Source organism: Streptomyces sp. CNP082 (genome assembly GCF_059570535.1).
The window spans coordinates 1-13610 of record NZ_JCANSZ010000098.1; the positions used below are offsets into that span (position 1 = coordinate 1).

The window sequence follows — 13610 nt, forward strand, 5'->3', positions numbered from 1 at the left end:
CCTAGTGTCTCGTGATCCGGTTGTAGTTACCTGACGGTCGTTGGCGCGTTGGACAGGGCATGGATCTCTCTTTTGAACAGCGGGACGAACTACGGGAATTGGCAGCTTCTCGGGATGTTCCGGCGGATGTGGCACGTCGGGCTCAGATCTTGCTGTGGCTCGCGGAGGGTCGTCGCCGCAAGGACGTCGCGGAGCTGGCCGGCGTTGTGCCGGTCACGGTCGACCGCTACCGGGCCCGCTACGTGCAGCGGGGCATCCCCGGATTGGTCAATCGCCGCCCGGGCGGCGGGAAAGAGCAAGTGCCGCCGCAGACCCGGGGCCGTGTGATCGCGTTGACCAAGACGACCCCGCCGCCGGAGACAGGCTTGTCGCACTGGTCGACGCGCACCCTGGCCGACTACCTCAAGCGGCGGGAGGGCATCGCGGTGTCCTTCCACTACGTCGCCCGTATCTGGCGCGAGGAGAATCTCAAGCCGCACCGTTCGGGCACCTTCAAACTGTCGAAGGACCCGGCGTTCGCGGAAAAGGTGGCCGATGTGGTGGGGCTGTACCTGCACCCGCCCGGTGGCGCCGTGGTGCTGTCGGTCGACGAAAAGACGCAGGTCCAGGCGCTGGACCGGACCCAGCCGGTGCTGCCGGTGGCCTTCGCGGCCACCGAGAAGCGCACCCATGACTACGTGCGGCACGGCACCACGAACCTGTTCGCCGCGCTCAATGTCGCCACCGGCGAGGTCGTCGGCGAGTGCCGGCCGAACCGGAACGGAACAAACTTCCTGGCCTTCCTGAAGAACGCCACCCGGCCGCACACCGGCAAAGAGATCCACGTGGTTCTCGACAACCTCTCCACACACACCACCCCGGAGGTGAAGGCATGGCTGGCGAAGAACCCGCACGTGCACTTCCACTTCACCCCCGTGGGCTCGTCGTGGCTGAACCAGATCGAGATCTGGTTCGGGATCATCACCCGGCAGTCCATCCGCCGCGGCACCTTCGCCAGCGTCAACGTCCTCATCAAGCAGATCCGCGACTACATCAACAACTGGAACGAGACGGCCAAGCCGTTCACCTGGACCGCGACCGCCAACGAGATCCTCGCGAAGGTCCGCCTCACCCAGACCAACGTCAAGAAACTCGTGCGAAACAACTCGAAGTAACACAGACCAGATCACGAGACACTAGGCCTCAATGGGCAATTGGTGTGATGTAAGTCACGATTCACGCAGGTGAATTACCGGGTTTGCCCGTTAAGAAGGTCTAGTCCAGTCGCCCTGATCCCGTTACGTTTACGCGATGTTACGTTCCGTTGTCTCAGGGGTGGGGCTCTGTGGTGTTGCGTGGGCGGTGGCGGCGATATCGGGCGTGGTTGACGGCGGGGTTGGGCACGGCGCTGCTCCTGGGTACGGCGCCGGTCGTGGAGGCGAGTGCGGTTCCGGGCGGTACGCGCCCGCCCTCGGCGGCGTCGGATGCCAGGGAGGGTGCGGCGGCGGACACCGCGGTCGCGGCCACTGAGGAACAGGCAGCGGCGCAGGCGGAACGTACCGGTGAGCCGGTGGAGATCGCCTCGCTGCGTGGCGAGTCCAGCGAGGTGTTCGCTACTTCCGATGGAAACCTGGAGGCGCGCGAGTACTTGCGGCCCGTACGGACCCGCGTGGGCGGCGAGTGGAAAGCCATCGACACCCAACTGGCCCCGGCTCCGGACGGCATGGTGGCACCGGGGGTGACCGCTGTGGGCCTGGAGTTCTCCGGCGGCGGTTCGGCGCCGTTGGTGCGGATGTCCAGGGCGGGGCGGGAGTTGTCGCTGTCGTGGCCGGGTGAGCTGCCGGAGCCGCGGTTGGAGGGCGAGGCTGCCGTCTATCCCGAGGTGCTGCCGGGGGTGGATCTGCGTATGGGGGTGCAGGCCGACGGCTTCACGCAACTGCTGGTGGTCAAGTCCGCCGAGGCTGCGCAGAATCCGGAGCTGGCGCAGCTTCGGCTGCACCTGGATGCGACGGGGATGTCCGTGCGCGAGACCGCTGCCGGCGGCCTCGAAGCGGTTGACGCCGGGGCCGGCGGGGCGGTGTTCGAGGCACCGCAGCCCGTGATGTGGGACTCCAGCGGCGGCACCACTCCTGGCGCGCGCAGCGCGGCCGGCAGCGATCCGGCGGCGGACGAGCCGGCGGCGGGGGAGTCGGGCAAGCTGGCCGCGGTCGACGTCGAGGTTGCCCAGGCGCCGGACCAGCTGGTGCTCACGCCCGACGCGCAGGTGCTGAAGGGCGCGGACACGGTGTACCCGGTGTTCATCGATCCGCAGTGGTACTCCCCACGGGCGTCGGCGTGGACCTTTGCCTCGAAGTACTGGGCGTCGTCGCCGCAGTGGAAGTTCAATGGCGAGGACAACGCGGGGATGGGCTTCTGCGGCTGGGACTACTGCGCGCCGCACGACACCAAGCGCGTCTTCTACCGCATCCCGACCTCTCGGTTCGCGGGCAAGTCGATCCTGTCCGCGGAGTTCGTCGTACGCAACATCTGGTCCGCCTCATGCTCCGAGCGGAGCGTGGAGCTGTGGCGGACCAAGGACATCAGCTCGTCCACCACGTGGAACAGCCAGGACGCGGGTTCCGGGTTCTGGCTGGACAAGCTGGACACGAGATCGTTCGCGTACGGCTACGACGGCTGTGCCGGGAAGGACGCGGAGTTCGGGATCCGTGCGGGGGTGCAGGAGGCGGCGAACAAGAAGTGGTCGACGATGACCTTCGGGTTGCGTGCGGCCAGCGAGGACGACAAGTACGCGTGGAAGCGGTTCTCGGACAAGGCATTTCTGCGGGTGCAGTACAACCGCCCGCCGCCGCAGATCAAGATGGCGCAGCTCACCATGGAGTACGGCGGGGTGTGCAAGCGGCCGGGTGAGAAGGCCCGTATCCGCTCTCTGGGCAAGATCTACGCCAATGACGTCAAGGATCCGGACGGCGACAACGTCGCGGTGCAGTTCCAGGCCAAGTGGGACGGCGGCAACTGGAGTCCCGCCAAGACCACGTCCAAGCGCTCCGGTTCCACCTTTTCGGTCCCGCTGTCCTCCTCGATCCCGAAGAACGTGACGGTGAACTGGTATGCCCGCGCCTACGACGGGGCGCAGTGGTCGCCGTGGTCGTATGCGGGGGATACGAAGACGGCCTGCTATTTCGTCTACGACACCAGCGTGCCCGTGGCGCCCACCGTCACCTCGGGTGAGTATCCGCAATCCGATCCGGAGAACCCGGACGATCCGTGGTGGGATGGTGTGGGCCAGTACGGGACCTTCACCCTCGACTCGCCTTCGACGGACGCGAACCGCTACCGCTTTGGCATCAACGGCGACCCCGTCTCCGCCAACGAGGTCTCCACTTCCGGCGGCGCCGCCAGGGACGTGAAGATCCTCCCCACCCGGCCCGGGGTGAACTTCGTCACCGCCCAGGCTTTCGACGCCGCCGGAAACGGCAGCGAGATCCGCACTTACCAGTTCCGCGTCAAGGCCGGCCAGCCGGACCGCGCGACGTGGCAACTCGACGAGCCGGCCGGCGCCACCCAGGCCGAGGGCTCCACGCCCGCGCGGACGCTGGCCCTCAAGGGCGGGGCGACCACCGGCGCCGCCGGGGTCGACGGCACCGCGCTCGGGCTCAACGGCACCGATGCCTACGCGGCCACCGACCTGTCGGCGGTCAACAACACCGGCGGGTTCACGGTCTCGGCGTGGGTGAAGCTGGACGCCAAACCGACGACAGGCGCCGCGGTGGTCGCCTCGCAGCCGGGTAATGAGCGGATGGGTTTCGCGCTGCACTACGCGGCCGCCCATGACCGCTGGATCTTCAACGGCTTCTCCGCCGACACCCCCGACGCCACCGTCTACCGGGCCATGGCACCCAACCCCGGCGGCGTACAGACCGGCAGCTGGACCCATCTCGTCGGCTCCTACGACTCCGTCGAGGACAAGCTGCGGCTGTTCGTCAACGGCACGCTCGTCGGCGAGACTCCCTTCGTCAGCACCTGGAACGCCCGTCGCGGCCTGCAACTCGGTGCCGGCTCGGCGGCCGGAGTGGCCAAGGACTTCTTCCCCGGCACCATCGACAAGGTCCAGATCTTCGACAAGCGCATCGCGCAGGACGAGGTCGACAAGCTCTACGCCAGGCAGAGCGTCGGCGATCCCGGCCGCCCCGCCATTGCCGTATTCGAACTCGACGAAGCAGCCGGGGCGACCGAGGTCTCCGGCCGCGGCGGTGTCCTCCCCGCCCGCTATCACGGCGGCGTGAGCACCGGCGTGCCCGGTGTGGCGGGCAAGGCCACGACGTTCAACGGCACCGACGGCTACGCCCGTATCGGGCAGACTTCCGGACCGCACATCAACAGCGAACGGTCCTTCGCGGTGTCCGCCTGGGCGAAGCTGGACGCCAAACCGGACAGGCCGGCGACGGTCGTGGCGCAGGCAGGCGAGTTCGCCCTGGGTTTCGAGCTGTACTACTCGGCCGCCTACGACCGCTGGGTGTTCAACCAGTACGCCTCCGACACCCCGGGTGCACCGATCATCCGGGCCATGGCCGACCAGCCAGGGGACGCCTACGCGGGCACCTGGGCACACCTGGTTGGTGTGCACGACACCACGGCCAACACCCTCACCCTGTACATCAACGGCAAGAAGGCCGGCTCCACGACTCTGGTCGACGCCTTCTACGCCAGCGGGTCCATGTACGTCGGTGCCGTCTCCGTCAACAACACCCTCAAGAGCCACTTCCCCGGCACCATCGACGACATCCGCCTCTTCGACCGGCCCATCTCCGCGACCGAAGTACAGCAGCTCTACAAGCAGCGACCTCTGGTCAAGAGCCGCTGGAAGCTGGAGGGCACTGATGGTGCGACCCCTCCAGTCACGGCGGACGATTCACCGGGGGGCAACGACATGACCCTGCACGGTGGCGCGGCTATCGGCTCCGGCTGGGTCGACACAGGCGCGATGGAGTTGGACGGAGTGGACGCCTACGCGGCGACGTCCGGGGTGCCGGTGGACACCAGCGGGAGCTACACGGTCACGGCCTGGGCGCAGGCTGCTGCCCTACCCAACGGTGCGGCCTCGCTCGTCAGCGCCACGGGCAGCAGACAGAGCGCCTTCGCGGTCCGCTACGTACCCGCCGCAGATCCCGCAACCAGCGCGGGGAGCTGGGAGATAGCGCTGCCGGGGTCTGACACCGACGGGGCCGGCGTGGTGCGTGTGAAGAACGAGCAGTTCTGGGACGTGCGGGACTGGAACCATCTCGCCTTGGTCTACGACGGGCTCGCCAAGGAAGCCCGGCTCTACGTCAACGGTGAACTGGAGGAAGTGGCCTGCGCCGACGACGACGGGAACGGCGAAGCCGACGACCCCGCTTGCACAGACCGCCTTTCCTGGACACAGGACGTGCTGGCCTTCCGAGCCGGCGAGTCGTTGCAGATCGGCCGCAGCAAGACCGCCGGCGAGTGGAGTGAGTACTGGCCCGGGGCGGTCGACGACGTGTGGGTCTTCCAGGGAGCCCTGACCGACGGCCAGGTCGCCCAGCTTGCGCTCGGTAGGGCGGACGTCGTCACCGATGTCCCCGACGACAGCTGATAACGAACTCCGCCCGGCGCTGCCCCCAACGGCTCCGGGGCTCGACACCCCATTCACCAGCACCCGGCTTCCACCGGTGACCTGTTTCGCGGGCGCCGGTGGCGCGGCAGCGGAGACGAGGACGAGGGATGAAGCGCACGGTCAGCAAGCGGGTCAGATGGACGAGCCGCAGGGTGGCGCTGGGGGCCGCCGCCCTGATGGTCGCCACCCTTCTGCAGAACGTGACGACCACGACCGACGCGGTCGCGGACGACGGCAGGGGCAGGCCGGACATACCCAGGGCCGAGCAGCCGGTCGCCGGTAAGTCGGCGACGAAGGTCAAGCCGCGTACGCGGGCGGAAGGTCCGACGACACCACGCCGGAAGCCGGACGCTGCGTGGCCGGATTCAGCGAGGGCTGAAGTCGAGCTGACTTCGACAGGCGTCAGGAAGGCCCCCGAGGAGCCGGCGGGTGCGACACCGGTCCCCCTCACCCTCGATGTCGCCACCGCGGACAGCGGGCACCCGGCGGCTGCGGCAGAAGCGGCCAAGGGCGCCCGGGGGAAGGTGAGCACACGGGTTCTCGGCCGTGATGCGGCGCGGCAGGCCGGCGTCGACGGGGTGCTGTTCGCGCTGCAGTCCGAACCCGGGCCCGGGCGGGCGGCAGGTGAGGTACGGGCCACGGTGGATTACGCCGCCTTCGCCGAGGCGTTCGGCGGCAGCTACGCGGCCCGGCTGACCCTTGTCGAGATGCCGGCCTGCGTGCTGGACACCCCTTCGAAGCGCGAATGCCGCCAGGGTAAGCCGCTGTCGACGGTCAACGACGCGGAGAAGCAGACGCTCACCGCCGACGCGAACCTCGGCACCGGGGAGCCGACGGTGCTGGCCGCCGTCGCCGCCGCGGCAAGCGAGAACGGCGATTTCAAGGCCACGTCGCTGGCGCCCTCGTCGTCCTGGGACGTGAATCTCAGTTCCGGGGACTTCTCCTGGTCGTACGGCATCCCGGTCCCTGAGGTGCCCGGTGGGCTGCAGCCGAGCGTGGGGATGTCGTACTCGTCCGGGTCGGTGGACGGCCGTACCGGTGGCACGAACAACCAGTCCTCGTGGGTGGGCGATGGATTCGACCTGTGGCCCGGATACATCGAGCGCCAGTACAAGCCGTGCTCGGACGACGGCGTGGAGCATGCCGACGGCAGCAAGCCGGGTGACCTGTGCTGGGGTTACGACAACGCGTTCATCTCCTTCAACGGCAAGGGCGGTGAACTCGTCCCCGTCGGGAACGACGAGTGGAAGCTGCGCGACGACGATGGCACCCGGGTCACCCGTCTGGCCTCCGCTGACCGTGGCAACGGCGACGACAACGGTGAGTACTGGCGGGTCACGGATCCGCAGGGTGTGCGCTACTACTTCGGGTACAACCGGCTGCCGGGCTGGGCGGACGGTAAGGAGACCACGGGTTCGGCCTGGAAGGTGCCGGTGTTCGGCGATGACTCCGGCGAGCCGTGTCACGACGCCGCCGGGTTCGGTTCGTCCTGGTGCCAGCAGGCATGGCGCTGGAACCTCGACTACGTCGTCGACCCCCACGGCAACGCCATCGCCTACTACTACAACCAAGAAGAGAACTCCTACGGCCGCAACCTGAAGGCGGACAACAACACCCGATACACGCGCGGCGGCAGCCTGGACCGTATCGAGTACGGGCTGAAGCACTCCTCGGTATACGACACGAAGCCCCTGGCGAAGGTCGACTTCAGCAGTGGTGAGCGGTGCCTGCCCAACGCGCAGACGACCTGCGACTCGATCAGCACCGACTCGGCCTACTGGTACGACACGCCCTGGGACCTGAACTGCGGCGAAACGGCCACGTGCGACCAGGGCCGGTACTCACCCAGCTTCTGGACCCGCAAGCGCCTGACCGAAGTGACCACCCAGGTACGCAAGGCCGACGGGACCTACGGCCCGGTCGACTCCTGGAAGCTGGCGCACCGCTGGGGCCAGGCCGATATCGACTACCAGCTGCTGCTCGACTCGATCCAGCGCACCGGCCACACCGCTGACCCGGCGATCACCCTGCCGAAGACCACCTTCGCGTACACCCAGTTGGCCAACCGCCTGGACAAGACGGGTGACGGCTACGCCCCGTTCATCAAGGCTCGGCTGTCCAGCGTCGCCGACGAGTACGGCGGCCAGATCGACGCCAACTACTCCGCACCGGCCTGCGACTGGAACGCCCTGCCCACACCGCAGACCAACACCACCCGCTGCTTCCCCCAGTACATCGGCGGCAGCGACACCGCCGACCCGGAACGGCAGTGGTTCAACAAGTACGTCACCACCTCGATGACGGAGACAGACCGAACCGGAGGGGCCCCGGACAAGGTCACCCGCTACGAGTATCTGGGCGGGGCGGCCTGGCACTACGACGATGACGACAGTCTGACGAAGGAGAAGTTCAAGACCTGGTCCCAGTACCGGGGCTACGGCCAGGTGCGGGTCAGAACCGGCGGGCAGGGCGGCGACGCGGCGATGCTCTCGCAGTCCGACACCTACTTCCTGCGCGGCATGCACGGGGACCGCGAGAGCCCCACCGGTGGCACCAAGAGCGTGTCCGTCAGCCTCGGTACGGGCGAGGGCGACCCGCTCACCGACCACGAGTCGGCCACCGGCTTCGCGTACAAGACGGTCGACTTTTCCGGCCCCGGCGGCAAAGTCCTGAACAAGACCGTCAACCGGCCGTGGCACCACCAGACGGCGAAGAAGGAACGCTCCTGGGGCACGGTGACCGCGAACCTCACCGGCACCTCGCACAGCAGGACCTGGACTTCCCTGGACGACGGCACGGGCAACGACTGGCGGGTGACGTCCACCGCGAACACCTACGACACGGTCGCCGGCCGGCTGACCGAGGTGAACGACGCCGCGGACAACTCCACCGCGGCTGACAACCGGTGCACCCGTACCACGTACGCCACCAACGAGGAGAAGAACATCCTCGCCCTGCCGGTGCGGGTGGAGACGGTAGCCAAGGCGTGTGGCGACCCCGTCGACCGCACCAAGGACGTCATCACCGACACCCGCACCGCCTACGACGGCGGCGCCATCACCGCCACGCCGTCCGTCCCCGGCAAGGGCGACGCCACCGCCACCGCCGTGCTGAAGTCCCGCACCGCCGACGAGGCCATCTACCTGGAGTCCACGGCTGAGTACGACGCCTACGGTCGTGAGCTGGCCAGTACCGACCTCACCGCGAATCTGACCTTCAACGCGAGCGGACAGCTCCTGTCGCGCAGCGCGCGCACGGACGGCCGCACCTCCACCACCGCCTACACGCCGGCGACCGGGTTCGCTACGCAGGTCAAGGAGACCACGCCGCCGGCGACCCCCGGCGACGCGACTACGGCGCTGACCTCTACTACCACTTACGACCTGATGCGCGGCCTCCCGCTCACCCAGGCGGATGTCAACGGGAAGACGACCACGTCCGCGTATGACGCGCTGGGCCGTACGACCAAGGTGTGGCTGGCCGACCGGCGTACCGACCTGACGCCGACTTACGAGTTCACCTATCAGGTGACCGAGGGCAAGCCGGTGGCCGTCGGCAGCAAGACCCTTGGCAACTCCGGTGCGCAGCGCACGTCGTACACCCTCTTCGACGGGTTCCTGCGCGAACGCCAGAGGCAGGCACCGGGGCCGGGCGGGGGCCGGCTGCTGAGCGACGTGTTCTACGACGAGCGCGGTCTGGCCGCCAGGACCTTCGAGCCGTACTACGCGGACAATCTGCCGTCCGACGAGCTGTTCCGGCCCGTGGACGCACTGGCCGTGGAGACCCAGTACTGGCACTCCTTCGACGGGCTTGGGCGCAATGTCCAGACCCAGCAGGTGGCTGGTAACGGGGACGGCGGTGCCGTACTGGCGACCACCAGCACCCTCTACCGCGGAGACCGCACGACGGTCATCCCTCCGTCCGGCGGGACGGCCACGACGTCCCTCGTCGATGCCCGGGGCAACACCACGGCCGTCCGTCAGCACCACGCGCCGACCGCGGAGTCCTCGTACGACACCACCGCCTACCAGTACACGCCGCGCGGCGAGCTGGAGAAGGTGACCGACCCGGCCGGGAACTCCTGGACGTACCGCTACGACCAGCTCGGACGCCAGGTCGAGGCCGACGACCCCGACAAGGGCACCACCACGACGGTGTACGACGACCGCGGGCAGGTCACCTCCACCACGGATGCCCGCGGGACCAGGCTCGTCAGCGTCTACGACGGCATCGGGCGCCAGACCGAACTGCGTGAATCCTCGCCCACCGGCACGCTGCGTGCCGACTGGACGTACGACACCATCAGCGGGGCGAAGGGGCATCTGGCCGCGTCGACCCGCTACGTCGGCGGTGAGGCGTACACGAACAAGGTCGTCGCCTACGACCGGCAGTACCGGGTGCTGCGCTCCAGCGTCACCATTCCGGCCTCGGAGGGCGCGCTTGCGGGGACGTACCTGTCCATCACCACGTACAACGTCTCCGGCACCGTGCAGGGCGTCGGCTTCCCGAAGGCCGGGGCGCTGCCGTCGTCGGGTGTGGTGTACACGTACGAGGACGAGACGCTGCGTCCGATCGCCCTCAGCGGGGACCAGGGGCTGAAGGCGACGACCAGTTACAGCCTGACCGGCAAGCCGCAGCAGTACGAACTGTCGGACAGCGGCGGTACGAAGACGTGGGCGACGAACACCTACGAGTGGGGCACGCAGCGGCTGGCCACCTCGCGCGTCGACCGCGAGAACGTGCCGGGGGTCGACCAGCACAACACCTTCGGCTACGACGCGGCCGGCAACGTGCTGTCCGTCGCCGACGTCTCCAGGTCGGGTACGGACACCCAGTGCTTCGACTACGACTTCGCGCGCCGGCTGACCACGGCCTGGACCGAGGGCGACACCGAGTGCTCCGCCCAGCCCTCGGGCGCGGCCGTGGGCGGCCCGGCGCCGTACTGGCACTCGTACACCTACGACAAGGCGGGCAACCGCCTCACGGAAACCCAGCATGACGTCTCCGGCGACACCACCAAGGACACCGAGCGCACCTACGCCTACCCGGCCCCCGGCAGCCCTCGGCCGCACAGCCTCACCTCGGTCACCAGCACCGGACCGACCGGCACCGCGCAGGACAGCTACACCTACGACGCCGCCGGCAACACCGCCACCCGCAACCTGGGCGGCGACACCCAGACCCTGACCTGGGACGCCGAAGGCCACCTGGCCAAGGTCACCGAGCCGGTCGAGGACAGTGCCGACAAGGTCACCAGCTACCTCTACGACGCGAACGGCAACCGCCTCATCGCACGTACACCCACGGAGACCACCCTCTACCTCGGCACCACCGAGGTCACCCTCCCCAAGGGCGCCACCACGGCCAAAGCCACCCGCTACTACGACCTCGGCGGCGGCCACCAAGCGGTCCAGGAGGACGACGGCAGCGTCTCCTTCACCCTCGCCGACCACAACGGCACCGGCCAACTGGCCATCGACGCGGCCACCCAGACACTCGACCAGCGCCGCACCCTCCCCTTCGGCGCCCCCCGCGGCCCCGAACCCACCTCCTGGCCGGGCACCCGCGGCTTCGTCGGCGGCACCGACGACACCGCCAGCACCGGCCTGCAGCACCTGGGCGCCCGCGAGTACGACCCGAAGCTGGGTCGCTTCATCAGCGTCGACCCGCTGCTCGAACTCGACAAACCCCAGACCCTGAACGGCTACACCTACGCCGCCCAGAACCCGCTGACCTTCAAGGATCCGACCGGCCTGGGACTCGACTGCGGCAGGGGATCACCGAGTGGCGTGAGCTGCGGGAGCGCGCAGACTCGCGGTGACGGGAGCCGCGGCAACGGCATGAATCAGACCGGCGGTGGCGTCATGGGCAAGCCGTCCGTGACTCACCCCTGCAACAGCAACTGCTCCTCCCTGAGCCCGGCCCAGACGATCGACATCGTCCAGAAGGACAACGTGGTCTGGATGGAGGGCTTCCGGCTGCCCTCGGCTCTCGAACTCGAGCGGATGTACCCGACGCTCAACAATGAGGATGACCGGCTGGACCACCACATCCAAGCCACCTGCCGACCGGGAGAGATTGCTCCGAAGAGCGAGGCCTTCTGTGCCGCTGCTGGCGGCCTTGGCTGGCTGGACCGGGAAGCGACTCTCTTCGATCAGATAGTGCTTTCCATTGTCGCACCTGACATTGAGGCATGGAAGGAGTGTCTGAAGAACCCAGGTCTCACCAGCGCGTGCGGCTCCGCTGCCCTGGACCTGCCTTGGGCCAAGGCACTCAAACCGTTCAAGATCATCAAGGCGGCGAAGAAGTGCCACAGCTTCTTCCCGGGTACCCGAGTGCTGCTGGCCGACGGCAGCTCCAAGCCCATCGAGGATCTCAAGATCGGCGACAAGATCGTCGTCACCGATCCCGAGGCCGGCAAGACCAAGATCCGTGAGATCGTTGCCACGATCACCACGGAAGACGACAAGGACTTCGTCGACCTCACGATCAAAGCAGACGGCCGCACCACCACCCTGGCGTCCACCACCACGCACCCGTTCTGGGTACGGGAGGAGAACGACTGGGTGAACGCCGGCGACCTCGTCCCCGGCCAGACCCTCCGCACACCGGACGGCACGATCGCAACCGTCGCCGAAAACCGCCACTACACACAGCGCAAACGCACCCACGACCTCGCCATCAACGACATCCACACGTACTATGTGCTGGTAGGTGAGGTCCCAGTCCTGGTTCACAACAGCAGTTGCAGCGTTGTGCCCTATGACGCGGACTTCGCGATGGGGCAACTCACGCGAAACGGTACAGCCAAGGCCTCGGAGTTGGAGGCGTTCGGTGCCGCGCAAGGGTGGACGAGAACGCAGACCGCTTCTGGCCCCATTAAATTCCGAGACGAAAACGGTAAATATCGCCTGACTATCAAGCGAGGAAGCGGTAGGGCTCGAGGAAGTAGCGACCCTCATGTTGAGATGAGAAATGCAGACGGGGATCGGATCGACTCGTTCGGGAATGTTGTCACTCGGAAGAGTCCTGGTAATCACACACCCATTGATTGGGATCTGGAATGAAAGACTACAGGGAATTCGGTCAGCTCTCTGTGTTTCATTTGGAAGAGAGCTACATGCTTGACATCGTTGCTAGCCCTGGCGCTCTGACATGCGATGTCGACCTCGCCTTGTTTCCTGAGCACCGAGAGTACACATCGCCTGCACCGGGAGAGAGGCACTGCTACAGGCGTGGGTGGATGCGATTCTCCTCGGTGTCGGAGTTGCATTGGGTTGACCAGGGTTGGCCGCCGGCCACTGATGCCTCGGGTGAATCGGACTACGGTGCCATCGATTCGATGAAGATTGATGCCGATCGATACGTGATGGCGGGTGACTTCGGGGAGATCCGTGTCGTGGCCCAAGGTGTAGCTATTCAGTTGCGCGATGATCTCGATGGCTCAATGGAAGTTGTCGGCCGGGTCGACAATTGACGATCGCGTCGCAAGTGCTGAGTTGTTGTCGACCTGGTTCGACTTGTTGTGGCCCGGATGGCTGAGTTCAATTCCTCTAACGGTCTGCAGGTATTGATCAGAAACTCATGGGGTTCTCGTCTAGGATGTAGCGGACGGGTGGGCCGCCGAAGTAGCCGCGGACGGTGTGGTGTTGACGCTGGCGTCTACGGAAGAAGCGGCGGATCTCAGCGGCGAGTTCAGCCTGGTCACGGGCTCGGTGCTGTCTAGTGTCTCGTGATCCGGTTCGTGTCAGTTCGAGTTGTTGTTGACAAGCTTCTTCACGCTGGTCGCGACGAGCCGGACCTTCGCGAGGATCTCGCCGGTCGTTGCGGTCCAGGTGAATGGTTTCGGGTTCTGGTTCCAGGAGTCGATGTAGTCGCGGATCTGTTTGACCAGGACGTTGACGCTGGAAAACGTGCCGCGACGGATCGACTGCCGGGTGATGACCCCGAACCAGATCTCGATCTGGTTCAGCCAGGAAGAGCCGACAGGGGTGAAGTG

General features: G+C 67.1%; 4 protein-coding genes and 1 pseudogene. 4 read left to right on the plus strand and 1 reads right to left on the minus strand.

Annotated features, from left to right (window positions below; translation table 11 throughout):
• Nucleotides 1–59 precede the first annotated feature (59 nt).
• From B124_RS35720 to B124_RS35735, 4 genes are all read left to right on the plus strand, one after another.
• Nucleotides 60–1154, plus strand: coding sequence for an IS630 family transposase (locus tag B124_RS35720; RefSeq protein ID WP_496501572.1), 1095 nt, complete (start codon nt 60–62; stop codon nt 1152–1154).
• Between the two features lie 548 nt (nt 1155–1702).
• Nucleotides 1703–5590 (plus strand): LamG-like jellyroll fold domain-containing protein, encoded by a 3888-nt coding sequence (locus B124_RS35725; RefSeq protein ID WP_496507190.1) that lies wholly within the window; start codon nt 1703–1705, stop codon nt 5588–5590.
• Nucleotides 5591–5718: 128 nt separating this feature from the next.
• Entirely contained in the window at nt 5719–12678 is a 6960-nt protein-coding gene (locus B124_RS35730) for a polymorphic toxin-type HINT domain-containing protein (RefSeq protein ID WP_496507188.1), read from the plus strand.
• A complete protein-coding gene (locus B124_RS35735; RefSeq protein WP_496507189.1) occupies nt 12675–13088 on the plus strand; it encodes a hypothetical protein in 414 nt (137 codons plus the stop codon). Before B124_RS35730 ends, B124_RS35735 begins: the two co-directional genes overlap by 4 nt.
• A gap of 270 nt (nt 13089–13358) precedes the next feature.
• Here the strand turns inward: B124_RS35735 and B124_RS35740 are convergent.
• Nucleotides 13359–13610: pseudogene (locus tag B124_RS35740) on the minus strand (IS630 family transposase); the annotation flags it as partial.

What these genes read in the sequence shown, in the direction of transcription:
- B124_RS35720 (WP_496501572.1), top strand. Translation starts at nt 60, where the DNA reads ATGGATCTCTCTTTTGAACAGCGGGACGAACTACGGGAATTGGCAGCT.
- B124_RS35725 (WP_496507190.1), top strand. Translation starts at nt 1,703, where the DNA reads ATGGTGGCACCGGGGGTGACCGCTGTGGGCCTGGAGTTCTCCGGCGGC.
- B124_RS35730 (WP_496507188.1), top strand. Translation starts at nt 5,719, where the DNA reads ATGAAGCGCACGGTCAGCAAGCGGGTCAGATGGACGAGCCGCAGGGTG.
- B124_RS35735 (WP_496507189.1), top strand. Translation starts at nt 12,675, where the DNA reads ATGAAAGACTACAGGGAATTCGGTCAGCTCTCTGTGTTTCATTTGGAA.